The organism is Rhizobium sp. NFR03 (genome assembly GCF_900111275.1).
In the GTDB taxonomy this organism is placed as follows: Bacteria; Pseudomonadota; Alphaproteobacteria; order Rhizobiales; family Rhizobiaceae; genus Ferranicluibacter.
The window spans coordinates 871,019-896,954 of sequence record NZ_FOGR01000002.1 but is presented as its reverse complement, the minus strand read 5'-3'; the positions used below and the strand labels follow the sequence as shown (position 1 = coordinate 896,954).

26 protein-coding genes are annotated in these 25,936 nt (G+C 64.1%); 17 read left to right on the top strand and 9 right to left on the bottom strand.

Annotation, left to right across the window (positions count from 1 at the left end; translation table 11 throughout):
• Window positions 1-80: 80 nt before the first annotated feature.
• From ispH to BSG19_RS09475, 4 genes are read right to left on the bottom strand one after another with little or no spacing between them, the layout of a single operon-like run.
• Window positions 81-1,106, bottom strand: coding sequence for a 4-hydroxy-3-methylbut-2-enyl diphosphate reductase (gene ispH / locus BSG19_RS09490; protein ID WP_092987038.1), 1,026 nt, complete (start codon window positions 1,104-1,106; stop codon window positions 81-83).
• Between the two features lie 4 nt (window positions 1,107-1,110).
• Window positions 1,111-1,476 (bottom strand): DUF1304 domain-containing protein, encoded by a 366-nt coding sequence (locus BSG19_RS09485; protein WP_092987036.1) that lies wholly within the window; start codon window positions 1,474-1,476, stop codon window positions 1,111-1,113.
• Complete coding sequence (locus BSG19_RS09480; RefSeq protein WP_244529184.1) at window positions 1,473-2,249, bottom strand: SURF1 family protein; 777 nt, start codon at window positions 2,247-2,249, stop codon at window positions 1,473-1,475. Before BSG19_RS09480 ends, BSG19_RS09485 begins: the two co-directional genes overlap by 4 nt.
• Before the next feature lie 19 nt (window positions 2,250-2,268).
• Window positions 2,269-2,652: a DUF983 domain-containing protein gene (locus BSG19_RS09475; protein WP_092987417.1), complete on the bottom strand. Its 384-nt coding sequence runs from the start codon at window positions 2,650-2,652 to the stop codon at window positions 2,269-2,271.
• Window positions 2,653-2,918: 266 nt separating this feature from the next.
• Between BSG19_RS09475 and BSG19_RS09470 the strand changes: the two genes are divergently transcribed.
• A complete protein-coding gene (locus BSG19_RS09470; RefSeq protein ID WP_092987415.1) occupies window positions 2,919-3,887 on the top strand; it encodes a polysaccharide deacetylase family protein in 969 nt (322 codons plus the stop codon).
• Between the two features lie 4 nt (window positions 3,888-3,891).
• On the opposite strand, the gene pdxH is transcribed toward BSG19_RS09470, so the two are convergent.
• Entirely contained in the window at window positions 3,892-4,512 is a 621-nt protein-coding gene (gene pdxH, locus BSG19_RS09465) for a pyridoxamine 5'-phosphate oxidase (protein ID WP_092987032.1), read from the bottom strand.
• A gap of 102 nt (window positions 4,513-4,614) precedes the next feature.
• Here pdxH and BSG19_RS09460 point away from each other — a divergent pair, with 102 nt between their 5' ends.
• From BSG19_RS09460 to BSG19_RS09445, 4 genes are all read left to right on the top strand, one after another.
• The gene (locus BSG19_RS09460; protein ID WP_244529163.1) at window positions 4,615-5,061 is read left to right on the top strand and encodes an RT0821/Lpp0805 family surface protein; all 447 of its coding nucleotides are present in this window, start codon (window positions 4,615-4,617) and stop codon (window positions 5,059-5,061) included.
• A 150-nt stretch (window positions 5,062-5,211) separates the two neighbouring features.
• Window positions 5,212-6,378 carry a DnaJ C-terminal domain-containing protein gene (locus BSG19_RS09455; protein ID WP_170865903.1) on the top strand — a complete coding sequence of 389 codons (1,167 nt, stop codon included), beginning with the start codon at window positions 5,212-5,214 and terminating at the stop codon, window positions 6,376-6,378.
• A 486-nt stretch (window positions 6,379-6,864) separates the two neighbouring features.
• Window positions 6,865-7,683: an enoyl-ACP reductase FabI gene (gene fabI / locus BSG19_RS09450; RefSeq protein ID WP_092932534.1), complete on the top strand. Its 819-nt coding sequence runs from the start codon at window positions 6,865-6,867 to the stop codon at window positions 7,681-7,683.
• A gap of 96 nt (window positions 7,684-7,779) precedes the next feature.
• Window positions 7,780-8,364 carry a histidine phosphatase family protein gene (locus BSG19_RS09445; RefSeq protein WP_092987028.1) on the top strand — a complete coding sequence of 195 codons (585 nt, stop codon included), beginning with the start codon at window positions 7,780-7,782 and terminating at the stop codon, window positions 8,362-8,364.
• 252 nt (window positions 8,365-8,616) lie between these two features.
• Here BSG19_RS09445 and BSG19_RS09440 read toward each other — a convergent pair whose 3' ends face one another.
• Window positions 8,617-8,877: a DUF1344 domain-containing protein gene (locus tag BSG19_RS09440; RefSeq protein ID WP_092932530.1), complete on the bottom strand. Its 261-nt coding sequence runs from the start codon at window positions 8,875-8,877 to the stop codon at window positions 8,617-8,619.
• A 267-nt stretch (window positions 8,878-9,144) separates the two neighbouring features.
• Between BSG19_RS09440 and BSG19_RS09435 the strand changes: the two genes are divergently transcribed.
• The 3 genes from BSG19_RS09435 (at window position 9,145) to ribB (ending at window position 14,245) form a co-directional block, all read left to right on the top strand.
• On the top strand, window positions 9,145-11,847 hold the full coding sequence (locus tag BSG19_RS09435) for a bifunctional diguanylate cyclase/phosphodiesterase (RefSeq protein ID WP_170865902.1): 2,703 nt from the start codon (window positions 9,145-9,147) through the stop codon (window positions 11,845-11,847).
• Between the two features lie 131 nt (window positions 11,848-11,978).
• Window positions 11,979-13,076: a chorismate synthase gene (gene aroC, locus BSG19_RS09430; protein WP_092987024.1), complete on the top strand. Its 1,098-nt coding sequence runs from the start codon at window positions 11,979-11,981 to the stop codon at window positions 13,074-13,076.
• Window positions 13,077-13,144: 68 nt separating this feature from the next.
• Entirely contained in the window at window positions 13,145-14,245 is a 1,101-nt protein-coding gene (ribB, locus tag BSG19_RS09425; RefSeq protein ID WP_092987022.1) for a 3,4-dihydroxy-2-butanone-4-phosphate synthase, read from the top strand.
• Between the two features lie 17 nt (window positions 14,246-14,262).
• On the opposite strand, the gene BSG19_RS09420 is transcribed toward ribB, so the two are convergent.
• The 3 genes from BSG19_RS09420 to BSG19_RS09410 form a co-directional block, all read right to left on the bottom strand.
• Window positions 14,263-14,634 carry a HepT-like ribonuclease domain-containing protein gene (locus tag BSG19_RS09420; protein ID WP_092987020.1) on the bottom strand — a complete coding sequence of 124 codons (372 nt, stop codon included), beginning with the start codon at window positions 14,632-14,634 and terminating at the stop codon, window positions 14,263-14,265.
• Entirely contained in the window at window positions 14,631-14,921 is a 291-nt protein-coding gene (locus BSG19_RS09415; protein ID WP_092987018.1) for a nucleotidyltransferase family protein, read from the bottom strand. Before BSG19_RS09415 ends, BSG19_RS09420 begins: the two co-directional genes overlap by 4 nt.
• Window positions 14,922-14,999: 78 nt before the next feature.
• Complete coding sequence (locus BSG19_RS09410; RefSeq protein ID WP_092987411.1) at window positions 15,000-16,190, bottom strand: winged helix-turn-helix domain-containing protein; 1,191 nt, start codon at window positions 16,188-16,190, stop codon at window positions 15,000-15,002.
• Window positions 16,191-16,295: 105 nt separating this feature from the next.
• Here BSG19_RS09410 and BSG19_RS09405 point away from each other — a divergent pair, with 105 nt between their 5' ends.
• From BSG19_RS09405 to BSG19_RS09360, 9 genes are all read left to right on the top strand, one after another.
• Window positions 16,296-16,976 (top strand): energy-coupling factor ABC transporter ATP-binding protein, encoded by a 681-nt coding sequence (locus BSG19_RS09405; protein WP_092987016.1) that lies wholly within the window; start codon window positions 16,296-16,298, stop codon window positions 16,974-16,976.
• Complete coding sequence (locus BSG19_RS09400) at window positions 16,973-17,575, top strand: energy-coupling factor transporter transmembrane component T family protein (RefSeq protein ID WP_170865917.1); 603 nt, start codon at window positions 16,973-16,975, stop codon at window positions 17,573-17,575. The genes BSG19_RS09405 and BSG19_RS09400 overlap by 4 nt, the downstream gene beginning before the upstream one ends.
• A 36-nt stretch (window positions 17,576-17,611) precedes the next feature.
• Window positions 17,612-18,175 (top strand): biotin transporter BioY, encoded by a 564-nt coding sequence (locus tag BSG19_RS09395; RefSeq protein WP_092987012.1) that lies wholly within the window; start codon window positions 17,612-17,614, stop codon window positions 18,173-18,175.
• 81 nt (window positions 18,176-18,256) lie between these two features.
• Window positions 18,257-19,186, top strand: coding sequence for a histone deacetylase family protein (locus BSG19_RS09390; protein ID WP_092987010.1), 930 nt, complete (start codon window positions 18,257-18,259; stop codon window positions 19,184-19,186).
• A 5-nt stretch (window positions 19,187-19,191) separates the two neighbouring features.
• Window positions 19,192-19,485, top strand: a complete 294-nt coding sequence (locus BSG19_RS09385) for an exodeoxyribonuclease VII small subunit (RefSeq protein WP_170865901.1) — start codon at window positions 19,192-19,194, stop codon at window positions 19,483-19,485.
• A 351-nt stretch (window positions 19,486-19,836) separates the two neighbouring features.
• Window positions 19,837-21,195, top strand: a complete 1,359-nt coding sequence (locus BSG19_RS09375) for an APC family permease (protein WP_244529161.1) — start codon at window positions 19,837-19,839, stop codon at window positions 21,193-21,195.
• 263 nt (window positions 21,196-21,458) lie between these two features.
• Window positions 21,459-23,387 (top strand): 1-deoxy-D-xylulose-5-phosphate synthase, encoded by a 1,929-nt coding sequence (gene dxs / locus BSG19_RS09370; RefSeq protein ID WP_092987006.1) that lies wholly within the window; start codon window positions 21,459-21,461, stop codon window positions 23,385-23,387.
• A 97-nt stretch (window positions 23,388-23,484) separates the two neighbouring features.
• A complete protein-coding gene (locus BSG19_RS09365) occupies window positions 23,485-24,282 on the top strand; it encodes a TlyA family RNA methyltransferase (protein WP_092987004.1) in 798 nt (265 codons plus the stop codon).
• The gene (locus BSG19_RS09360) at window positions 24,279-25,529 is read left to right on the top strand and encodes a class I SAM-dependent RNA methyltransferase (protein ID WP_092987002.1); all 1,251 of its coding nucleotides are present in this window, start codon (window positions 24,279-24,281) and stop codon (window positions 25,527-25,529) included. Before BSG19_RS09365 ends, BSG19_RS09360 begins: the two co-directional genes overlap by 4 nt.
• Window positions 25,530-25,936: the final 407 nt, after the last annotated feature.

Here is a 25,936-nt window from a genome sequence, read left to right as displayed (position 1 = left end):
GTATGAAGGAAGGCCCTCTTTGCCCTGCCGGGCATCTCCCCCAAAAGGGGAAGAGGACGTGGAGTTCTGCCGGCTGGCCGTCAGTCGCCGTTGACGAACGCCATGTCGGCCTGGGTCAGCGGCACGTGGCGCAGTTCGCGGTTGACAAGGAAGTTTTCCGTTTCCTCCACCGTATCGGCCAGCTCGACCACGGCATCATAGCGCTCGCGGAAGGCCTCGATGATCTCGTTGACGATCACCTCCGGCGCCGAGGCACCGGCCGACAGGCCGACGGTCCTGATGTCGCCAAGCGTATCCCATTCGATTTCGGCCGCGCGCTGGACGAGGACCGACTGGCGCGCGCCGGAGCGTAACGCGACTTCGACCAGACGTTTGGAGTTGGACGAATTGGGCGCGCCGACGATGAGGAACAGATCGCAGCCGGGAGCGGCCTGCTTCACGGCCTCCTGCCGGTTGGTGGTGGCATAGCAGATGCTGTCGGCGGCAGGCGCCGTGAGATTGGGGAAGCGCTCGTGCAGGCGCTTGATGACGCCGGCGGTATCGTCCACCGACAGCGTCGTCTGGGTGACGAAGCCGAGATTATCGGGGTCGGGCGGCGTGTAGATATCGACGTCGGCAATGGTCTCGACCAGCGAAACGCTGCCCTCCGGCAGCTGGCCCATGGTGCCGATGACCTCGGGGTGGCCGGCATGGCCGATGAGCACGACGTGACGGCCCATGCGGTTGTGGCGCATGGCCTGCTTGTGAACCTTGGACACCAGCGGGCAGGTCGCATCGAGATAGAAGAGATTGCGCTGGTCGGCGTCCGCAGGCACGGATTTCGGCACGCCATGGGCGGAGAAGACGACCGGCTGCTTGCGGTGCTCCGGGGGAATTTCGTCGAGTTCCTCGACAAAGATCGCGCCCTTGGCCTCGAGCCCTTCCACGACGTAGCGATTGTGCACGATTTCGTGGCGGACATAGACCGGAGCGCCGAACTCCTTCAGCGCAAGCACCACGATCTGGATCGCGCGGTCCACCCCGGCGCAGAAACCACGCGGGCCGCAGAGGCGGATCGTAAGTGCCGATTTCTGCGAAACGGGCTTTTCAGCGGGACGAAATTCCATGAGATCAGGGCGCCAGGACTGTGAACAGGAGTGCGAGCATCGCCGGGGCGCCCTGCACCAGAAGGATGCGCGCACTGACCGACCACGCGCCATATATAGCGGCGATGACAACGCACACAAGAAAGAACAGCTGCAACTGACCGGCAAAGACCGGCGGAGAGGCCAGAAGCGACCAGCCGAGACCGGCGGCGAGAAAGCCGTTGTAAAGGCCCTGATTGGCGGCAAGCACGCGTGTCGCCTCGGCCTGCGGCGCCGTCATGCGGAAGATGCGGCGACCCGCAGGCTTCGTCCAGAGGAACATTTCCAGCACGAGAAAACCGACATGCAGGAGAGCCGTGAGGCCCGTGAAGATCTGGGCGAGCAGCGTCATTCCGGCGTCCTGTGCTGAGGTGCGTCCTGCCCGGCACGCGCCTCGGCTCGTCTGCGGAAGACGAACAGGCCGCTGACGGCAACGAGCGCGGCGGCAAGGCCGTACCAGGTGAGCGCATATTGGAGATGGTTGTTCGGCAGATCGAACTGGGTGACGCCGCCGATGGGCAGAACACCCGGATCGGGTGTCGCATCGGCATCGATGAAGAAGGGCAGCGTGCGCTCTGCCGACAGACCGGAGGCCGCGGTCATCGCGGTCCAGTCCTTCCAGTAGAAGATGTTCTTGGCAATGTCGTTCTCCGGCACCACCCAGGAGGGTTTGGAATCGAGCCGGGCGCGGGCAAGGCCCGACAGGGTAACGGGGCCTTCGCGCTGGCTCTCCGGTCGGGTGGCGGGGTCCTTGCGCTCATAGGGCACGAATCCGCGATTGACGAGGACAGCGCGGCCGTCCGTCAGTGTCAGCGGGGTATAGACGTAAAAGCCTGTCTGGCCGTTATAGGTCGCGAAGAAATGTCGCTCGCCCGCGTTCTGGAAGACGCCGGAGACGCTGACGGTGCGGTACTCGATATCCTCGCCGGCTGCCACCATCGCGGCGATGGCGTCGACATCCACGGGCGGAGCATTGCGGCGCTCGGCGATGGCCGTGAGCAGGCCCTCCTTCCAGTGCAGCCGCTGCATCTGCCATGTGCCGAGCGACAGGAGGGCCGCGAAAAGCGCGAGCAGGAGGACGACCGAAAGGAGGCGCGCAACGGGTCCGACCCGGCGCGGCGTCATGCCGGCAGGTGCGACAGGCTCAGCCACGGTCGATTTCGCCGGGCCTGGCATTGTTGCGATATTGCAGGTCGATCAGCACGCCTTTCAGCATGCGCGTCAGCGCGAGCGACAGGACGATGGCGAGCGGAATCCAGAGCAGGAAATGCAGCCACAGCGGCGGGCTGTAATTCACCTCCGCCCAGAGTGCTGCGCCGACCGTGATGAAGCCGATGATGAGGATGACGAAGACCACGGGGCCATCGCCCGCATCCGCGAAATCGTAATCGAGCCCGCAGGCGGCGCAGCGGGGGCGCAGAGCGAGATAGCCCTGAAACAGCTTGCCCTCCCCGCAGCGCGGGCAGCGACCGCGCAGGCCCGCCTTGATCGGATCGACCGGCGGATAATGCGCGCTGTCTTCGGTCATGATTGTCCCTCGATTCCGGATGTCCGGCGGCACGAGCATCGTCATCTCGTCCGCTTTCCCGTTGTACCGGCAATGCGAGGCCTCGTCCAATCCAACGTCTGCGACAAAGGCGACGCGTTCGCCGACCTTCTCGTCTCGATCGTTCAGGGAGCCTTTACCTCCTGCGCCCTACAGTTGCCTCACCCATCCAAGAGGAGTGTCGGCAGGTCGTGAATCCATTGATCAAGAGGCGCGTCATTGCCGGCGGGCTGGCGTTTGCGCGCGGAATGTCGGCGGCGGGACTGATGCGGGGGGCACGCGGGCGCGGGGCGATCTTTACGCTGCATCACGTGCGACCGTTCGTGGCCGCCATGTTTTCGCCGAATGCGCATCTGGAGATCACGCCGCAGGCTCTCGATGCGGCCATCGTCCGGCTGAAACGCGATGGCTACGGATTCGTCCCGCTTGCCGATCTTCCGGCGCATCTTGCCGGCGACGACGTAAAACCCGTTGCCGTCTTCACGCTCGACGATGCCTATCGCGACAATCTCGACCATGCCGCTCCGGTCTTTGCCCATCACGGGGTGCCGTTCACCGTGTTTGCGACGGAAGGTTTCGTGACGCGAACGCGGAGCCTCTGGTGGGAGACGCTGGCGGAGCTGCTGCAGGCAAAACCCCGGCTGACCTTCGACTTCGGCGCCGGGCCGGAGCGCCTGCACCTCCAGACACCGCAGCAGATGCAGGCCGCGTTCACGCGCTTTGCGGATTTCGTCCATTCCGTGGACGAGGCGACCGCTGTCGCCGACATCGACCGGCTGGCCCGTGCCGAGGGTCTCGATCCGCTGTCGCTCACCGACCGGCTGACGCTGGACGCGGCGGGGCTTGTCGTGCTCTCCCGCCTGCCTGGAGCCGCGATCGGAGCGCATACCGTCAGTCACCGCGCATTGGCGCGGCTATCCGACAATGAGGCGGAAGACGAGATCCTGCGTTCCGTCGAGGCGGTCGCCGCGGTTACCGGCGTTCGGCCGACGACGTTCGCCTATCCCTATGGCGATGCGCGGGCTGTATCATCCCGCGACATGGCGCTTGCCGGCAGCCATGGCCTCGTCGCGGTAACGACGCGGCCGGGCACGCTTGCAGGCGATGCCGATCCGACCGCCCTGCCCCGGATCTCGCTCAACGGGCATTTCCAGAGGCCGGGCCATGTCTCGGCTCTGGCCTCCGGCATTCCCTTCCGCCTGATGAAGGGCCGTTAGTGGCTCAAGGATACATGCGCACCTTGGACCAGTCGCCAGCGGTCTCGGGACGGCGGAACTCGATGCGGTCGTGCAGGCGGAAGGCGCCATCCTTCCAGAACTCGATCGACACCGGGCGGATGCGGAAGCCGGACCAGTAAGGCGGGCGCTTGATCTCGCCGATCGGGTGGCGGGCGGTGAACTCGGCGACAGCCTTTTCGAGCGCGAAGCGGCTTTCGAGCGGGCGCGACTGCTTGGAGGCCCAGGCGCCGATGCGGCTGCCGCGCGCGCGCGACTGGTAATAGGCGTCGGCCTCCGCGTCGCTGACGATCTCGACCGTGCCGCGCAGGCGCACCTGCCGGCGCAGGCTCTTCCAGTGGAAGCACATGGCCGCCTTGCGGGTCGCCAGAATCTCGCGGCCCTTCTGGCTTTCGAAGTTGGTGTAGAACACGAAACCGTCGGCGTCGAAGTCCTTCAGCAGCACCATGCGGACATTGGGCAGTCCGTCCGGATCGACGGTGGCGAGCGCGACGGCGTTCGGGTCGTTGATCTCGGTTTCCTGCGCCTCCTTCAGCCAGGTGCCGAACAGCGTAAATGGTTCGTTTTCCTCGGTGAAGTCACCAGTTGTTAACCGGATTTCCGTCATATTCCGTTTCCAATGCAGGCTGCCGATGCCGACCTCACATGTAGGCCGCGGACATGCCGTTTCGAGCGACACCGTAGCCATTTCAAGTCCGACAGGGTGACCGTGAAAGACATAGCAAAACGCGCCTGCGACACCAAGCTCTTCTCGCGTCTTGCAGGAGCGATGACGCTCGGGCTTTGCATTGCCGGGCTTTCGGGCTGCATGGGCAACGGGATCGGCCTTGGCGACGCAGCCGGCGTCGATAACGTTCGCACCGGCTCCATACCCGCGCCGCCCAGTCCGGCTATGATCGACGCGGCCGCCGTGCAGACAGCCGTTTCCACCGCTAATGTGCGCGAGGTCGCCGGCAACCCCATCCCCTGGGCCAATGCGCAATCCGGCAGCGCCGGCGTCATCTCCAGCATTCAGGAGCAGACCGTCGGCGGGATGGTGTGCCGCCGCTTCACGACGACGCGGCACTCCTATCAGGGTATCGCCAAGTTCGACGGCAACACCTGCCGGACGGGCGATGGCGACTGGACGCTGACCAGCTTTGCCCCGCGCAGTTGATACGCCCGCAAACGCAATCTTAACCCTCTGCGCACTTATGCGCCCGGGTGCTGCCCGTGTTTCCGCTTCGATAAACCTGTCCTTAACGCCCTTCTTTTCATCATTCCCGCCGGTAACAGCGCGCGAGCCGTCGCTGGACGAGGATGAACCATGAAGATGTCGATGCAAGACCCCTATGCCGTCCTCGGCGTGCGCCGCAATGCCGGCCCCGACGAGATCAAGGCCGCATGGCGCGCCATGGCCAAGGCCGTGCATCCCGACCAGAACCGTGAAGATCCGAACGCGACGGCGCGCTTTGCCGAGGCCGGCCGCGCCTACGAGGTCCTCAAGGACCCGCAGATGCGCAACCGCTACGATCAGGCCCGCCGCAATGCGGACCTGCGCCGCATGGAAGAAATGAAGCGGCGCGCAAACCCCTCGGCGCCCGAACAGGCTGTCGGTCCGGAGACGGCGGAAGAGGCGGTTTCGCGTATCTTCGGCACGGACAATGGCAAGCCGGAGGCGGCGAAGGCCGCAGCATCGAGGCCCGCACCACGCCCGGCACCCGCGTCGAAGAACGACGCCCCGGCGGACGTGAAGGTCGCGGACGAGGCACCGCCCGAAAATGCCGCCGAGGCTGCGTCAGCCGGCGCGTCCACCGGCCCGAGCATCCTTGCCCGTGCAGCCGCCCCGGCCGCCGAGATCGTGTCCAGCCTGTTCCGCCGGATATTGCCGGTGACGGGAGAAAAGGCTGCGGACAGGACGTCTGAAAAGGTCATGGAAAGAACGGGGGAAAGAACGGGGGAAAGGCCGGGGGAAAAACCGGCTGCCGAACGCGTGCCGGATCTCGTCTGCGAGGCCGTCGCGACCGTCGAGGACCTGTTCAAGCGCCGACGCGTGACCGCGACGCTGCCCGACGGGCAGGTGCTGAAAGTGGCGCTGCCGGCCGGCACGACCGACGGGAGCCTCATTCGCCTGCGCGAACAGGGCTACCGGCAGGGTACTGCGCGCGGCGATGCGCTCGTCAGCATCCGCGTCGCGCGACATGAGCGGTTTCGCGTCGATGGAACGGACCTGCGCACCACCCTGTCGCTATCGCTGCACGATGCCGTGCTCGGCTGCACCACGATGGTTGCGACCGTCACGGGGCACGCACCGCTCGTCATTCCCAAATGGTCTGGCCCGGACAGGCCGCTGCGCATCCCCGAGCAGGGCCTGATGACGGCCGAAGGCGGGCGTGGCGCGCTGATCGTCGAGCTCAGCCTGACACTTGGCGAGCGTCCCGACCAGAAACTGATGGACCTCATGCGCAGCCAGCGCGACGGGCTGGTGCTCTGATACGGTTTTGTTCGATGCTTCTGATGGCATTCTTCCGACGTCGAGCGACGCCACCTCTGTCGTCATGCCCGGCCTTGTGCCGAGCATCCGCCGCGCTGCCCGCGATCGGGAGGACCATGGACGTTGCGACATTTGCGGGGACGACAGCAGATGCTCGGGAAAAGCCCGAGCATGACGGAGGAGAGGGCGGACGAAGAAGCCACCTTCCCGTCGCCCTTCACGCACTGTGCGTGTGAAAATCACCCCCGTTCATGACGAAGATGCGACATTCACAGTGGACACTGACCGTTTGTTACCGGTCCTAACAGTTCCTGATCCTCCCCAAGCTTGAACGCCTTGTAAGCCTATGCCATAGCGAGGCCTCGCGAACCGGATCGCCCCTCGCAGACGCGCGGGTGCGGCAGCGATCGGGGCAGTATCTTTTTCAAGCATGATTTCGGCTGGCGCCTGGCCGGTCCGATCCAGAGGCATTCAGGGGCAGACACGATGGCGCAAACATCCGGTTTGATGAGTGGAAAGCGCGGCGTGATCATGGGCGTCGCCAATAACAGGTCGATCGCCTGGGGCATTGCCAAGGCGATCCATGCGCAGGGTGCCGAAATCGCCTTCACCTACCAGGGCGACGCCCTGAAGAAGCGCGTGGAGCCGCTGGCGGCCGAACTCGGCGGCATTCTCGCCGGCCATTGCGACGTGTCCGACGAGGCCAGCATCGACGCCGTTTTCGACCATATCGAGAAGACCTGGGGCAAGATCGACTTCGTCGTCCACGCCATCGGCTTTTCCGACAAGGACGAACTGACCGGCCGCTATGTCGACACCTCGCCCGACAACTTCGCCAAGACCATGCAGATCTCGGTCTACTCCTTCACCTCGGTCGCGCGCCGCGCGGAAAAGCTGATGACGGACGGCGGCTCGCTGCTGACCATGACCTATTACGGCGCCGAAAAGGTCATGCCGAACTACAACGTCATGGGCGTCGCCAAGGCCGCGCTGGAAGCCAGCGTAAAGTATCTCGCGGTCGATCTCGGCCCGAAGAACATCCGCGTCAACGCGATCTCCGCCGGCCCGATCAAGACGCTGGCAGCCTCCGGCATCGGCGACTTCCGCTACATCCTGAAGTGGAACGAGTATAACGCGCCGCTGCGCCGCACCGTGACGATCGACGAGGTCGGCGATGTCGGCCTGTATATGCTGTCGGACCTGTCGCGCTCGGTCACCGGTGAAGTGCACCATGCCGACAGCGGTTACCATGTCGTCGGCATGAAGGCCGTCGATGCGCCGGATATTGCCGTCGTCAAGGACTGACCTCCCCTCTTATCGATCGCGCATTGCCACGGAGCCGGTTCGATCCGGCTTGGCCGGGGGTGCGCATCGCGCCCTCCCCCGCAGAAGGCATTTCCCATGTTGATCTACATGATCCGCCACGGCCAGACCGACTGGAATGCGGAAATTCGCATGCAGGGCCAGAAGGACATTCCGCTGAACGACACGGGTCGCGATCAGGCGCGCGGCAATGGCCGGGCGCTGGCGCAGATTCTCGGCACGCAAGCCACCTCGTTCGATTACGTGGCAAGCCCGCTCGGACGGACGCGCGAGACCATGGAGCTTTTGCGCGGCGCGATGGGGCTGGACGCCACTGCTTATCGGACAGACGACCGGCTGAAGGAGGTTTCCTTCGGCGACTGGGAGGGCTTCACGCTGGAAGAGCTGGAGGCGAGCGTCCCGGAGCGGGTCGCCGAGCGGGAAGCCTCCAAGTGGGACTTCATACCCCCCGGCGACGACGCGGAAAGCTACGAGATCCTCTCATGGCGCATCGCGTCGTGGATGAAGGACGTCACGGTTCCCACCGTCTGCGTCAGCCATGGCGGTGTCATTCGCAGCGTCTTCAAGCTGCTCGGCGCCATGGCCCCCGAGGAGGCCTCGATGGGGGCCATTCCGCAGGACCGGATTCTGAAGATCGAGAACGGCACGGTCGGCTGGGTCTGAAACGGTTATCTCCGTGGGCAGAACGGTGGCCGGCAAACCGGGCGCGTGTCCATAGGGTTTATGGTCAATCAATGCCCGGCATGGATTTTGGGTAACCGTTCGCCACCACCTTCGTCATGCTCGGGCCTGTCCCGAGCATCTGATGTCGTCCCCGCAAATGCCGCAAGGTCTATGATCCTCTGGATCGCGGGCAGCGCGGCGGATGCTCGGGACAAGCCCGAGCATGACGGGAGGAATGAAGCGGAAAATGCCTTACTGAACGACTTCGAGATCGTTGATGACGCGCTTGCCGTCCACTTCCGTGTAGAACACGACGACCTTGACGCCGGCCTTCAGGCCTTCAAAATTGAATTCCTCGGGTGCCTGATAGCTCTTTCCGTCATCCAGCGAGAGGCTGAGCCTGTCGGTGTCGATGCCCGTGATCGTCGCTTCGATATCGGCGCTATCGGCAAAAGCCGCGAGAGGCGAGAAGAAACTGGCGGTCGCCATCAATGTCGCAACGACGAAACGCATCTGTGTCTCCCTCTTGGCTGTTTGATTCACTGTTCGAATATGATGCAGTTTTTGGGCGCCGATTGTGGCAAAAATTCACCAACCTTGTGACAATCCGATGAGCATGTGACGGCGAACCGGGTTCGCGCAAACATGGTTAACAGAGGATTGACGACGCGCCGTCCTCTGCAACCGGTCGCATGCCTCGAAAATAAGACGATCTTAATCTTCGGTCACTACCTTCGGGCGAGTTCACATGTTGGGCAAGCGCAGAGGGAATGGGGTCACATGGCGGGAATCGGGGACGCTGTTCGTGCCAGGGCGTCGATCTTGGTGCGCTTCACCCGCTCGTCCCTCATCCCGTCCCTCGTGGCCACGCTGATCCTTCTGGCAGCCGGGCATGTCTACCAGACGCAGAACAGTGCGAATTTCCAGGCATCCCTGAGAAGCGACGTCCAGAGCACGCTGCGCCTCGTCGAGGCACAGATCCAGGCGAACATCGACCGGAACACGATCGCTCTTGCAGGGCTGGCGAACGATATCGCGCTCGACGGCGACATTCCGCCGGCCCACTTCGCCGCACTCGCCACAAAGATCATGGAGCGCAATCCCGGCATCCGCCGCATCAGCCTTGCGCCCGGCGGTGTTATTTCCCGGGTCATGCCATCCATGGAGCATGCCCGGATGGCGGGCACGCGGCTCGACAGGTTCTATTCCCAACGCACCGCACTACAGCGGGCGCAGGCCCATGGGAACGCGGCCATCGGCAGTTTGCTGGTGCTTCCCGACGGCTCCACCGGTTTCGACGTCTACCTCCCCGTTTTCTCCAGCCCACACGGCCAGCCTGTTCTCTGGGGTTTCGTCGAAGCCGTGATCGATGAAAGCGCCGTTTATCTCGGCGCGGACCTCATGGCCAAGACCGGAGGCGGCGCGGTGGCCACCGGCAGAAACACGACGATCACGCTCAGCATTCGCGACGTTTCCAATCGCGCCGAGATCGGCGATGCCTTCTTCGGCAAGAATTCGACGTTTCATGCCGACGCCGTGCTGCAGGAGGTATCACTGCCGGGAGGCACATGGCAGCTTGCGGGCGCGCCCCTCGGCGGCTTCGACCAGCCGCCCGGCAACCAGCAGGAAATCGCGTGGACGATCATGGCCTGCGCCATGATCGTGATCGTGCCGATTGTCCTGACATTCGGGCTGATGGGGGAGCGCCGACGCGCCATCAGCGCGCTCGACCGCCGTAACCGGGAATTCCTGGCCATGTCGCGGCGGCTCAATCTGGCGCTCGAATGCTCCAGTTTCGGTGTGTGGGAGATCGACCTCGAGACAAGGCTGCGCACCTGGGACGACCGGATGTACAGCCTTCACGGTCTTGCGCCGCGCAGTGGCGCACCGGGACAGATGGCCTGGAAGACGAACATCCATCCCGACGACCTGCCGCACGCGGAAGAAGTGCTGAACAATACGGTGATGTTTCTCGAGCCGTACCAGACGGACTACCGCGTGGTGCTGCCCACGGGCACGCGCCATATCCGCCACATCGGCTCGGTCAATATGGGGCTCGACCACCGCAAGACAGTGACCGGCCTCAGCTGGGACATTACCGAGGACGTGCGCCTGACGAACGCGATGATGGAGGCCAAGGCGCTTGCCGAGGCGCAGACGGCGGAGCTTGCGGCCGCCAAGGACCGGATCGAGCACAATGCGCTTCACGACCCCCTGACCGGGCTCGGCAACCGGCGCATGCTCGATGCCGCTCTCGCCGCTCTTCTCGACCGGGAACCCGGGCGCGCCACCGATGTGGCACTGCTGCATCTCGACCTCGACCGCTTCAAGCAGATCAACGATACGCTCGGCCATGCCGCAGGCGATGCCATGCTGGTCCATGCCTCGCGGGTTCTCAAAACGGAAGCCGGCGCCGACGATCTGGTCGCGCGGATCGGCGGAGACGAGTTCGTCGTTCTCGTGCCGAACCCGGTTGCAGGGCAGCTCGAAGCGCTCTCCGACCGGATCATCGCCCGGATGCGCCAGCCCGTCGACCACGAAGGCTTCTCCTGTCGCTTCGGCGTCAGTGTCGGAATTGCCGTCGGTAGCAGTACGGACGCCGATCTCGGGCGGCTTATGGTCAATGCCGATATCGCGCTCTACCGTGCCAAGGAGAGGGGCCGCAACCGGTACGAATTCTTCAGCGAGGCCCTCCAGTCGGAGATCGTCAACAGCAAGCGCATTGCCGACGAAATCCTCGAAGGCATCGAGCGCGGCGAATTCACGGCCTGGTATCAGCCGCAATTCGATGCGGAAACGCTGCAGCTTTGCGGGGTCGAGGCGCTGATCCGCTGGAACCATCCGCGTGACGGCGTGCTGACGCCGGACAGGTTCCTGTCGATCGCCGAGGACCTGAATGTCGTGGCCGCGCTCGACCAGATCGTCATGGAGCGGGCGCTGATCGACCTGATGCACTGGACAGCCGCCGGCATCCGCATCCCGCGCGTCTCCGTCAACGTTTCGGCACGGCGGCTGCGGGACGAGACGCTGCTCGCCTCGCTCGCAGGCCTCGCCTTCGCGCCGGGGCAGCTTTGTTTCGAACTCGTGGAAGCGATTTTCCTCGATGGTGACGACGAGATCATCACCGCCAACATCGCCGGCATCGTCGCGCTCGGTATCGATATCGAACTGGACGATTTCGGAACCGGCCACACCTCGATCGTCAGCCTGTTGAAAATCAAGCCGAAGCGGCTGAAGATCGACCGGCAACTGGTCTCCCCCATCCCCCATGCCCCGCGCGAGCAGGCGCTGGTGCGCGCGATCATCGAGATCGGCCGGTCGCTGGGCATCGGGACCGTGGCGGAAGGCGTGGAGACGCTGGAGCATGCCGAAATGCTCGCCGTCCTTGGCTGCGACATCCTGCAGGGCTACGCCTTCTCCAGGCCGCTGCCAGCCGACGGGCTTGCGGATCTCGCGGCGGGGAAATGGCAACTCGCCTCATGAACCGAAGGTAGCGGCGCCCTTGTTTTTCTGCTTAAAGCGTTTCCGCAGCGCAACTTATGCAGTAAGAGTGTCGGCCAGAGAACGGGTGCCGCCAGTCGGGGCCGCCCGCAGCAGACAATGGTTGCCGCAGCATGTCGCATAATACGTTCGGTCATCTTTTCCGTGTCACCACATGGGGCGAAAGCCACGGCACGGCGCTCGGTTGCGTCGTGGATGGCTGCCCTCCCGGCATTCGCTTCACCTTGACCGAGCTTCAGGCGTGGATGGACAAGCGCAAGCCCGGCCAGTCGCGCTTCGTCACCCAGCGGCGCGAGGACGATCTGGTGCGGGTGCTCTCCGGGGTGATGCCGGATGCGGACGGCGAGACGCTGATCACGACGGGCACCCCCATCTCCATGCTGATCGAGAACACCGACCAGCGCTCCAAGGATTACGGCGAGATCGCCCGGCGCTACCGGCCGGGCCATGCCGACTTCACCTACGACCTGAAATACGGCATTCGCGACTATCGCGGCGGCGGGCGTTCTTCTGCCCGCGAGACGGCAGCGAGAGTGGCGGCCGGCGGACTGGCGCGGCGCGTGGTGCCGGGCCTGACCGTGCGCGCGGCACTCGTGCAGATCGGCCAGCACAGAATCGACCGGGCGAACTGGGACTGGTCGGAGGTCGGCAACAATCCGTTCTTCGCACCGGACCCGGCCATCGTTCCCGTATGGGAAGCGTATCTCGACGGCATTCGCAAGGCAGGCTCGTCGGTCGGCGCCATCATCGAAGTGGTGGCGGAAGGCGTGCCGGCCGGCATTGGCGCGCCGATCTATGCCAAGCTCGACCAGGACATCGCCTCGAACCTGATGTCGATCAATGCGGTCAAGGGCGTGGAGATCGGCAATGGTTTCGAGGCTGCCGGAATCACCGGCGAGGAAAATGCTGACGAAATGCGGATCGGCCCCGATGGCAAGCCTGTGTTCCTTTCCAATAACGCCGGCGGCATTCTCGGCGGCATAGCGACCGGGCAGCCCGTCGTCGCCCGTTTCGCGATCAAGCCGACCTCGTCCATCCTGACCGAGCGCCGCTCCATCGACGCCGACGGTCAGGAGGTGGATGTCCGCACCAAGGGCCGCCATGACCCCTGCGTCGGAATCCGCGCCGTGCCGATCGGCGAGGCCATGGTCGCCTGCGCGATCGCCGACCACTACCTGCGCGACCGTGGCCAGACGGGCCGCCTCGATTGATAAAAGGGCCGACCGGCCGACAAGACCATGCGGCCCGAGCGGCCTTGCGAAACGAGAGGATCCCATCCATGTCCTTCGACCAGAAGCGCGTCGTCGATGCCATCCGGGCCTTCGAGGCCGGCGAAATCGTCGTCGTCACCGATGATGACGGCCGCGAGAACGAGGGCGACCTGATCGTCGCCGCCGTTCACTGCACGGCGGAGAAGATGGCCTTCATCGTGCGCCACACCTCCGGCATCGTGTGCGCGCCGATGCCCAAGGAAGAGGCCAAACGGTTGAACCTCAACGCCATGGTGGCCGACAATGACAGCGCCCACACCACGGCCTTCACCGTCAGCGTCGATTTCAAGCATGGCACGACGACCGGCATCTCGGCCGACGACCGGACGCTGACCGTTCGTAACCTCGCCAATCCCAATGCCGGGGCTGCGGATTTCGTCCGGCCGGGCCATATCTTCCCCCTGGTATCACGCGAAGGGGGCGTGCTCATGCGCTCCGGCCATACGGAAGCAGCCGTCGATCTCTGCAAGCTCGCCAGCCTGCCCCTGATCGGCGTGATTTCCGAACTCGTCAACGACAACGGCACGGTCATGCGCGGTCCCGAAGTCGCGGCCTTTGCGCAAGCGCACGGCCTCAAGCAGCTCTCCGTTGCCGACCTCATCGCCTATCGCCAGCGCAAGGAGACGCTGATCGACCGTGGCGATGTTTTCGACATCGAGACGCCGTTCGGCATGGCCAAGGGTCACGCCTTCTCGCTGCCCTGGGACCCGATGCAGCACCTCGCCGTCGTCTTCGGCGATATCCGCGATGGCGTCGATATCCCCGTGCGGCTGCATCTGGAAAACGTCGGCGCCGACGTCTTCGGCAAGGACAACCAGCTCGATCGCATCCTTCAGCGCATCTCCGACTACGGCCGCGGCGTCGTCGTCTATCTCAGAGAAGGCTCTGTCGGCGTTGGCGCCTCGCAGACGGCGCGCAAGGCCATGCAGGACCGCGAAGGCCACAGCGAAGCCCAGGCCCGCGACAGCGAATGGCTCGAAATCGGCCTCGGCGCCCAGATCCTGAAAGACCTCGGCATCTCCTCGATCAAGCTCCTCTCCACGCGCGAGCGTCATTATGTCGGGCTGGAAGGGTTCGGGATCGAGATTTCGGAGACGGTGATTTTGTAGTCCATACAGGGACAGCTTCAGAGATCGTTTTCGTATCTGACAGCTGCCTCGATCGCTGCGGGGAGCACTGCGATCACATTCGGTAGAAACTGATCGAGCGTTGCCCAGATCGTCTCAAGATTCAATGTGGAGAAACCATGCGCGATATGGTTTCTCATTCCCTTCATGTTGCGATGGGGAATATAAGGGGAAAAGTCGGCGAAGGCGGGCTGTTCTTTCAGTATCCTGGACGAACACTCTCCCATGATAAGCAGATTGAGAATGCAGGCCTGCTGTGTTTTCCTGTCCGCCAGAAATTGTGCGCAATCGAGACTTTCACAAAACTCCTCGGCGTCGTGAGCCATTTCCTGCATTAGCAGGAGATGCTCAACCAGACTTGCAACCTTCATACAGGTAGAGCTTCGTTCAGAACCTTTGCGCGCTGCTTTTCCGGCAGTCCTCCCGGCGTCAGCACATGCACTTCCACGCCAAAAAGATCCTCAAGCTCGATCTGAAGCCCGCCAAGATCCAGAAGCGTCGTGCCCGGACGATCATCGACCAGAAACTCGATTTCATCGCTTTCGAAGTCCGCCTGTCCGGCGGCAGCGCCGACAAGTCGAGGGTTTGACAGCCGAAAACGGCGCACGAGTGCGTGAATGGCTTCGCGGTGTTGCTCAACGGCGGCGGACGGCTTCATCTTCGATCCTTAGCTTGGACCCCATCATACGTGCGCCTGCGCATCGTACAACAGGCACGGCTGAAATAAAACGCCTCTCTACCCCCGCGCGCCCTCCAGCCACACCACCTGCTCGACACCGGCAAAGCGGGCGATGCGGACGAGTTCGGCTTCGAGGCGTGCATCCCGGCCCGACGATGTCCGAATGCCTTCTTCCCACCAGAGGCGCTTGACCTCCAGCACGCCCGCCTTGCGATGGGCCTTCATGTCGATGCGGCCGATGAGGCGGTCGCCTTCCAGAAGCGGGAAGACGTAGTAGCCATATTGGCGCTTCGGCTCGGGCACGAAGATCTCGATGCGATAATTGAAGCCGAACAGGCGTTCGGTGCGGGCGCGATCCCGCAGGAGCGGATCGAACGGGCTGAGGACGCGCAGGCGTGCCGGCGGTTCCTCCAGTTCGCCAAGCGTTTCGGGGAAGCCGGCGAGCGCGTGGGCGGCGCGCGGCCGGCTGCCGTCGGCGGGCTCGATCACGACCGACCGTAACTCGTCCGCATGGGACAGCACCCACTGGCGTGCGTCCTCCGGGGAGATCAGCGCGAAAAAGGCGGCGAGTTCGCCGTGGGTGGCAAAGCCCAGGCGGTCCAGCGCGGCGCGGCAGCACCAGTCAATGAAGGCCTCCCGGCTCACCTCCTCCGTGCGATACGGCTCGGGGATGACGCGCTCGGTGAGATCATAGATCTTCTGAAAGCTGTCGCGGCCGGCGATGGCGAGCTTGCCGGTGCGCCAGAGATATTCGAGCGCGGTCTTGGAGGGATGCCAGTTCCACCAGCCGCCGGAGGTGCGGTCCTCGTACTTGAAATCGCGTGCCAGCACGCGGCCGGTCTCGGTGATCTGCTTCAGCGTCTCGTCGAACACATCCTCGAACCCGGCCTCCCGCCATTTGCGCCAGCGCTCCACAAGCGTCTCGCTTTCGCGGGCGAAGCGATGCTTCCAGTAGACGAAGAAGGCGCTGGGGATGATCGAGGCGTCGTGCGTCCAGTGTTCGAACAGCGCGCCGTCCTTTTCCAGAAGCGCTGTCAGATGCTCCCGCCGGTAGGTCTGGTTGCGGGCGTGGAGGATCATGTGGTGGGCACGCTCCACCGTGGAGATGCTGTCCACCTGCACAAAGCCGATCTTCGTGATGAGATCGAGCAGACCGGCCTTCGTCAGCGCCCGGTTGGGCGACGAGGCCAGCCCCTGGACGTTGAGGAAGATGCGGCGGGCATCGCGGTTGGATACGAGAATCGTCATGTTTTTGATCATGCTTTGTTCTGGAGAAGAATCAACTCCCGCTTTGCCTTTCCCCTGTCTTCGCCTATGACCCGACGATCAGCCGATACATCCAAGGAGACGGGATTGGAGATCCGCTTTGCCGATTGCAGCGTCCGTTATGGCGAAACCGTCGCACTTCATCCACTCGACCTCGATCTGACCGAGCGGCGGATCGGCGTCATCGGGCTGAACGGCTCGGGCAAGACCACCTTTGCGCGATGCATCAACGGCCTTGTCAAGCCGAGCGGGGGCCGCGTGACGGTGAACGGGCTGGACACGGTGGCGGACGGCCCGGCGGTGCTCGGCACCGTCGGCTTCATCTTCCAGAACCCGCAGAACCAGCTGATCCTGCCGATCGTCGCCGACGATATCGCGCTCGGCCTGAAGAGCCGCGGCGTTGACAAAGCGGAGGTTGCCGCGCGCGTCGAGGCCATTCTCATGCGCTTCGGTATCGATCATCTGGCCCGGCGGCGGGTGCATGCGCTGTCCGGTGGCGAGACGCAGCTGGTTGCCATGGCGAGCGTGCTCGTGACCGAGCCCGGCATCCTCATTCTCGACGAGCCGACCAACCAGCTGGACCTCAAGAACCGGAAGCGGGTGATCGACACGCTGGCGGGCCTTGACGAGGCGGCCATCGTCGTCAGCCATGACCTTTCGTTGATCGAGAGCTTCGAGCGCGTGCTCCTGTTTCACGAAGGGCGCCTGATCGCCGATGGCGCGCCGGGGGATGTCATAAGAACCTACGAGGCGGTGGCGCTGTGCTGAAGAGCCTGCATGTCGAGGGCGCGACGCCGCTCCACAGGCTATCGGTGCGCATGAAGCTTGCGGGGCTGTTCATCGCCAGCCTCGCGCTTTTCCTGACAGACGATCCGCTCGTTCTCGGCGGAGCGATGGTGCTCTCGGCGCTTCTTTTCGCCACGGTGGGCGTGTCGTTTTCCGAAGCCGTGTCGCGCCTTGCCTGGCCGCTCGTCTCCATCGCCGTTGTGGCGGGTGCGACAGCCTTCTTCGAGACGCCGGTTCACGGGCTTGTCGTCTTCCTCCGGTTCGCCACGCTCATCCTTCTTGCCGCCACTATCACGGCCACGACGGAGGTCGGCGATTTCATGGAGGAGATCACCCGGCTCATGATGCCGTTCGAGCGGCTCGGGCTTGTGAATGCCGCGGATATCGGGCTGGCACTGGGGCTTGTGCTGCGCTTCGTACCGGAAATATCGACGCGCTACGAAAGCCTGCGGGAAGCGCATGCGGCGCGGGGGCTGCCCGTGCGCGCCCTCAAGATGCTCGCGCCGCTCATCATCCTCACGCTGAAAGATGCCGACATGATTGCCATGGCCATTGACGCACGCGGGCTGCGACGTCACTAATCGGGCTCTATCAGCAACTCGTGAAAGGAGAGGCGAATGTCGACTCGCGACCTGGTTCTCACCGCTTTGTTTACCGCCATCATCATCGTCCTCGGCGTCATCCCGCCGATCACGCTCGCCTTCGTGCCGGTGCCGATGACCGCGCAGTCCATGGGCGTCATGCTGGCCGGCTGCATCATCGGTGCCAAGCGTGGCGCGCTCGCCTATCTCCTCCTCATCCTCATGGTGGCCGTCGGCCTGCCGGTCCTGTCGGGCGGCCGCGGCGGTCTCGCCGTCCTGGCCGGACCGACGGCCGGTTACATCGCCGGCTGGGTCCTGGGCACCTTCGCCACCGGCCTCGTCGCCGAGCGGATCGTGCGCGAATCCCAGAGCGGCGCCCGGCAGATCGCCGGTTTCTTCCTCGCCTCGATCATTGGCGGCATCGGCGTCGTCTACCTTCTGGGCACGATCTGGCTTGCCATCAACACGGGCATGGGCTTCGTGACTGCCCTCTCGGCAAACGCCGCTTTCCTTCCGGGCGACCTGATCAAGGCCGGTATCGCGTCGCTTGCGGCGCGTGCCGTGCTCGTGGGCTATCCCCTGCTGCCGCAGCGGACCTGAGTCGGACTGGATCGATAACGGGCGGGGGAAAAGCCGGCGGAGCGCTGGACCCTGCCCTCTTGCCGCTCTAGCTTGCCTTGCATGACAACCATCCTCTACGAAAACCCCATCTTCCTCGAGCATCAGGTGCCGGAGGGCCACCCCGAGCGGCCGGACCGGCTGCGGGCGCTCAATCTGGCGCTGGAGCACGAGCGGTTTTCCGATCTCGTTCGCGTTCAGGCGCCGCAGGGCAACGAGGATCTGGTGCTGCTCGCCCACCCTGAAGAGCACCTGCGCGCCGTGATGTCGGTGATCCCCGAAGAGGGCATCAACAGTTTCGAGGCGGATACGCATGCAAGCCCCGCCAGCCTGCAAGCGGCGCTGACCGGCATCGGCGGCGCGGTGGCGGCGGTGGATGCGGTTTTTGCCGGCAAAGCCGACAATGTCTTCGTGGCCTCCCGTCCGCCCGGACACCATGCCGAGAAGACGAAGGCCATGGGCTTCTGCTTTTTCAACAATGCCGCCATCGCCGCGCGCCATGCCCAGCGCGTCCACGGCGCCGAGCGTGTGGCGATCGTGGACTGGGATGTGCACCACGGCAACGGCACGCAGGATATCTTCTACGACGACGCTTCCGTTCTCTTCTGCTCGACGCACCAGATGCCGCTTTATCCCGGCACGGGAGCGAAGGACGAGACCGGCATCCACAACACGATCGTCAATGCGCCGCTCTCTCCCGATACCGGCAGCGAGCATTTTCGCGAGGCGTTCAAGTCGCGTGTTCTGCCGGCCCTCGAGCGGTTCCAGCCGGACCTCATCATCATCTCCGCAGGCTTCGATGCCCATCATCGCGATCCGCTGGCGCAGATCAACCTTGTCGGCGATGATTTCGACTGGGCGACCGGCCGGTTGCTGGACGTTGCGGGAAAGCATGCCGGCAACCGGATCGTCAGCCTGCTCGAAGGCGGCTATGACCTCGTGGGGCTTGCCGAATCGGCGGGCCTGCATATCCAGCGCCTGATGAGGGGATGACCGCAATGGCAAACGAGACACGCACCCAACCACCCGCCGGTGGCCCGGCCAACCCGGCAGCCCCTGCTGATGTGGCTTCTCTGTCGTTCGAGCGCGCGGTGGAGGAACTGGAGTCGATCGTTTCGGCGCTGGAGCGCGGCGACGTCGCGCTAGACCGGTCGATCGAATTCTACGAACGGGGCGAAGCGCTGAAGAAACATTGCGAGGCCTTGCTGAACGCGGCGGAAAACCGCATCGAGAAGATCCGTCTCGACCGCGCGGGCAAGCCGCAGGGCGTCGAGCCGCTCGACGGCAGCTGATCAGGCCGCGACGCTTTCCGAGTCCGAGGGCCCATCCGGCGACGATCCTTGCAACACCTCCGGCATCGATGCCGGTGCTGGCCGCAGATGCTGGTCGAGCGGGGTTGCAAACTTGCGGGCGTTGCGCGCGACGATCATGCTGAGGCGATTGCCGGAAACAGTGACCCATTCCGCATTCGGAAGGTACGGCTTCCAGATCTGCGTCGCAGTGAATCGATCGGCGAATTCCCGGTCATCGCGCAACCCAGGGACGAACCAGAATCTCCTTCGTCCACGCCGGATGCATCTTTCCTTCGACATCCCCAGAGCTATGTCCATCGGAAGAAGATCCACGGGAGAAGGGGCGTTGCCATGACGATGCAGGAGAAGAGCGGGAGCCAAGCTGAACTGAAGCGCGTGATGGGGCCGGGTCTCCTGCTGCTTTTCATCATCGGCGACATCCTCGGCACCGGCATCTATGCGCTGACGGGACAGGTTGCGGCGAAGGTCGGCGGCATCGTCTGGCTTCCCTTCCTCATCGCCTTCGCGGTCGCGCTGCTGACCGCCTTCAGCTACCTCGAACTCGTCACGAAATATCCGAAGGCGGCCGGCGCGGCACTTTATACGCACAAGGCATTCGGCGTGCATTTCCTGACCTTCATCGTCGCCTTCGCGGTCATGTCGTCGGGCATCACCTCGGCCTCCACGGCGGCGCGGGCATTCTCTGCCAATTTCACGGCAGCGCTCGGGCTCGACGTCGGCAATGCCATGGTGGTGCTGATCGCGGTCCTGTTTCTTGCGCTCGTTGCCGCCATCAACTTTCGCGGCGTCGGGGAGAGCGTGAAGCTCAATGTCGGCCTGACCATGATCGAGCTGACGGGCCTTCTCATCATCATCGGTATCGGCTTCTGGGCGATCTTTCACGGCCAGGGCGACGTGTCGCGCGTCACGACGTTTACGCCGGCCGGTGACAGCGGCGTGTTCTGGTCGGTCATCGCGGCCACCACGCTTGCCTTCTTCGCCATGGTGGGCTTCGAGGATTCGGTCAACATGGCCGAGGAGTGCAAGGACCCGAGCCGGATCTTTCCGAAGGTCCTCCTGACCGGCCTGCTCATCACCGGAGTGATCTACGTGCTCGTCTCCATCGCCGCGATCACGCTCGTGCCGGCCGGCGAACTGAGCGAAGGCGAAACTCCGCTCCTGAAGGTCGTGCAGGCAGGCGCGCCCGGTTTCCCCATCAGTATCTTCGGCGTCATCACCATGCTGGCCGTCGCCAACTCCGCGCTGATCAACATGATGATGGCGAGCCGTCTGCTCTACGGCATGGCGCGAGAGGATGTCATTCCCGCCATTCTCGGCCGCGTGCATCACGGGCGCCAGACGCCCTACATCGCCATCGGTTTCACCACGCTGCTGGCCGTCGGCCTGCTGATCTTTGCAGGCGGCGTTCCTGAACTCGGCGGCACGACGGCGCTGCTGCTGCTCTGCGTCTTCGCCATCGTCAACATCGCGGTGCTGGTGCTGCGCAAGGACACGGTGGAGCACAAGCATTTTCGCATCCCGACCGTCTTCCCGGTGCTAGGGGCGCTGACATGCACCTTCCTTGCCGGCCCCTGGACCGGCCGCGAGCCCGTCCAGTATCTCATCGCCGGCGTGCTTCTTGCCATCGGCGTCGTGCTCTGGCTTGCCACCGTCACCCTGATGCGCCGCACACGTGTCGCGCGTGCGTAAGGCATGGGCAACGAACTTTAAGGCCGGAACTTTGTTGTAGGATCGAGACGGGGGTTCCGGTATCCTGACCGGCGCCCCTTGACGCAGATTCGGGAGCGGATCTCCGTGACGGGATGAACCGCCGCATGGCCTCTTTCGGACGATGCACCATCATGAGATGTTGCGGCAACGGGCTTTTGCAATTCCGGCGAATTGCGATTAAGACGCCATTTTGCGAATGATTTCTATCGCGGCCTAGCAACGACCGCGGGTATGAGGACAGCGTGACCCAACCGAACTCCCCGCCGTCGACACCGCTTCTGGACAAGGTCAACCTGCCGCGGGATCTCAAAGCGATCGACGACAAGGACCTGCCGCAGCTTGCCGGCGAATTGCGCGCCGAAATGATCGACGCCGTGTCGCGCACAGGCGGCCACCTTGGCGCGGGGCTCGGCGTCGTCGAGCTCACCATCGCCATCCACAAGGTGTTCGACACGCCGCACGACCGTCTGATCTTCGACGTCGGCCATCAGTGCTATCCCCACAAGATCCTGACCGGCCGCCGCGACCGCATCCGCACGCTGCGTCAGGAAAACGGACTGTCCGGCTTCACGCGTCGGGCGGAGAGCGAATACGACCCCTTCGGTGCCGCGCATTCCTCCACGTCGATTTCGGCCGGCCTCGGCATGGCTGTCGCGTCCGAGTTGCAGGGCGTCAAGCGCAATGTCATCTCCGTCATCGGCGACGGAGCAATGTCGGCGGGCATGGCCTACGAGGCCCTGAACAATGCCGGCGCGCTCGATGCCCGGCTGATCGTGATCCTCAACGACAACGACATGTCCATCGCGCCGCCGACCGGCGCCATGAGCGCCTATCTGGCGCGGCTTGCCTCCGGGCGGACCTATATGGGCTTCCGCGAACTTGGCAAGAAGCTGACGGCTTATCTCGGCAAGTCTGTCGACCGCGCCATTACGCGCGCGGTGGAGCATGCGCGCGGCTACGTCACCGGCGGCACGCTGTTCGAGGAGATGGGTTTCTACCATATCGGTCCCATCGACGGGCATTCCTTCGAGCATCTGCTGCCGGTGCTGCGCAATGTGCGCGACAATGCGCACGGGCCGGTGCTCATTCACGTCGTGACTCAGAAGGGCAAGGGCTACGCTCCGGCCGAGGCCGCTGCCGACAAGTATCACGGCGTCAACACGTTCGACGTCATCACAGGCGCGCAGGCCAAGGCGAAGCCGAATGCGCCGTCCTATACCGCCGTCTTCGCCGAGACGCTGGTACAGGAAGCAAACGAGGACGAGCGCATCGTGGCGGTAACCGCCGCCATGCCGTCCGGCACCGGGCTCGACAAGTTCGCGCTGGCGCATCCGTCCCGTATTTTCGACGTCGGCATTGCCGAGCAGCATGCGGTGACCTTTGCGGCCGGATTGGCGACGGAGGGGCTGAAACCCTTCGCGGCGCTTTATTCCACCTTCCTCCAGCGCGGCTATGATCAGGTCGTCCATGACGTCGCGATCCAGGGTCTGCCCGTCCGTTTCCCGATCGACCGCGCCGGTTTCGTCGGTGCGGATGGTCCGACGCATGCAGGCTCGTTCGATACGACCTACCTCGCCGCCCTGCCCGGCTTCGTGGTGATGGCGGCCGCCGACGAGGCCGAGTTGAAGCACATGGTGCGCACGGCCGCGGCCTATGACGAAGGTCCGATTTCCTTCCGCTACCCGCGTGGCGAAGGTGTCGGCATCGACATGCCGGTCCGTGGCGAGATCCTCCAGATCGGCCGGGGCCGCATCGTCAAGGAAGGCACGAAGGTCGCCCTGCTCTCCTTCGGCACGCGGCTTGCGGATTGTCTGCTGGCGGCTGAAGACCTCGATGCTTCGGGGCTTTCCACGACGGTTGCCGATGCGCGCTTTGCAAAGCCGCTCGATCACGACCTCATCCGCCGTCTTGCCCGTGAGCACGAGGTGCTGATCACCATCGAGGAAGGCTCCGTCGGGGGCTTTGGCAGCCACGTGCTGCAATTCCTTGCGCTGGAAGGCCTGATGGATTCGGGGCTGAAGGTGCGCCCGATGGTGCTGCCGGACATCTGGATGGAACAGAGCAAGCAGGAAGCCATGTATGCGCAGGCGGGCCTCGACCGCGCCGGCATCGTCTCCACCGTCTTCCGGGCTCTCGGGCAGAAGCGCGTCGGCCGCGACGCCGCAGGCTGACATCAGCGCCTCGCAAACGCGCGTCATGACGCCGAGATCCGTTCGACATGACGCAAAAGGCTTGTCAGCCGGGCCCTGACACGCCATGACATGCGCCATGTCAAACGAACCGAAAACCACCGTCCGCCTCGACCAGCTCGTTCTCAACCTCGGGCTCGTCGCCAGCCGGTCCCGCGCGCGCGATGCCGTGCAGCGCGGAACCGTGCGGGTCAACGGCCGCGTCGTCACCAAGCCGAGCTCCACCTTTCCAGAGGACGTGACGATCGAGATCGACGATCCGGTGCAGGCCTATGTCTCGCGCGCCGCGCTGAAGCTGAAAGCCGGCCTCGACCATTTCGGGCTTTCGCCGGACGGACTCGATTGCCTCGATATCGGCGCCTCCACCGGCGGCTTCACCGAAGTGCTGCTGCATGCGGGCGCCGCCCATGTCATCTCCGTCGATGTCGGGCACGGGCAGTTCCACCCTCGCCTCGAAGCCGACCCGCGCGTCACCAATATAGAGGGACTAAACGCGCGCGTGCTCGATGAAGAACATCTTGAGGACCGGGAGATCGGCATGGTCGTCTCCGACGTGTCCTTCATCTCGCTGAAGCTCGCTCTGCCACCGGCGCTCGATCTCGCCGTGCCCGGCGCGATCTGCATTCTCCTCGTGAAGCCGCAGTTCGAGGCCGGACGCGATTTCGTCAGCAAGGCGGGGCTTCTCAAGGATCCCTCGACCGCACCCGAGGTGGCGGCGGAGCTCGAGCGCTGGCTCGTGGAGGACATGGGCTGGGAAAGCCTCGGCCTCATCCCCTCACCCATTGCAGGCGGCGACGGCAACGAGGAGTTTCTGCTTGCGGGCCGCAAGCCTCTGGATGACGACGACGATGCCGATCTCGGCGAGGACGCGACATGAGCGCGGAAACCGCTACGATCGAACGCCTCGGCCTCCAGGGTGACGGCATCGTGACCTCCGATAACGGGCCCGTCTTCGTGCCTTTCACGCTTCCCGGCGAACGCGTGACGATGGCCGTCAACAAGCAGCAGGGCACCGTTATGTCTCTGCTGGAGCCCTCACCCGACCGTGTCGCGCCGGCCTGTCGCCATTTCGGCCCGGAAGGCGAGAACGGCACATGCGGCGGCTGCACGCTGCAACATGCCGGCGATGATCTCTACCATGCATTCAAGCGACAGATCGTGATCGACGCCCTGCGGTCCCGCGGAATCGCGACGGAGGTGGCGCCCCTCGTCATCGCGAGCCCCGGCGAGCGGCGGCGCACGGTTTTCACCGCACGACGCACCGAGAAGGAGCTGTTGCTCGGGTACAACCAGGCGGAAAGCCACCACATCGTTTCCATAACGGAATGTCCCATCGCGAGCCCCGGCATCGTGTCGCGGCTCGCGGCGATCCGCGTCGTCGCGGCGGCCCTTGCCGCCAGTGCCGAGCCGTTTCGCATCACCGTTCTGGAGACGGAGGCCGGGCTCGATCTGGCCGTCGATGGCATCAAGTCTCTGTCGGACCGTCATCGGCAGCAGGCGATCGAAGTCGTGCTGAAGCTGCGCGGCATTGCGCGCCTCGCCGTCAACGGGGAGACGATCGTCGAGCCGCTGAAGCCCCGCATCACCTTTGACGGCATCGCTGTCTCGCCGCCCCCCGGCGGCTTTGCGCAGGCGAGTGCTGTCGCGGAAGCTGCAATGGCGGAACTGGTCATGGCGCATCTCGGCAAGGCCAAGCGGGTCGCCGATCTTTTCGCGGGCACAGGCACCTTCGCTCTGCGCATGGCCCGCAAGGGCCGCGTGCATGCTGTGGAAAGCGAGGACAAGGCGCTGAAAGCGCTCGATTTCGCCGCTCGCAACACGCAGGGGCTAAAGCCCGTCACCATCGAAAAGCGCGATCTCTTCCGCAGGCCGATGATGACGTCCGAACTCAAGGTCTTCGACGCCGTCGTCTTCGATCCGCCGCGTGCCGGCGCCGAGGCCCAGTGTCGGGAGCTGGCGCGCTCGACGGTGAAGGCCGTGGTCGCGGTATCGTGCAACCCGCAGACCCTCGCACGCGATCTCTCGATCCTTATCGAGGGTGGTTACCGCGTAACGAAGGTCACCCCCGTCGATCAGTTTCTCTGGTCGTCCCACGTGGAAGCCGTGGCCACGCTGACGCGGTGATGTTCCATCGTATTTTCCTAATATTCCGGACACGTCCATGCTACGCTTTGCCCGTTCGCAGCTGAAGCAGAAAGCGCTGCGCCAGCCAGCGCGTCGGGGACGATAAGCCTCCCCGACCTCGGCATAGGCTTTGCTGTCGAACAGGAGTGAGGCAAATGGGGCATCTACCCGTAAGCATCACGCTTGAGATAAGAAAAACCCGCACGGGCTGGCGAATGCGCGTGCGGGTTCATTTCTTCATCTAAGCGAAACGGCAGCCGGAGTTACCGCTTCGGCTGCCACTCCGCTAATATACAGCGTTGTGTGTCGGGTGCAAGACACGCCGAACCATGTCGTTGAGCGCTCCGGCAATATAAAAGCCATTTCTTATATAATGAATTTGGTTCTGCTACGCTTTGCCCGTTCGC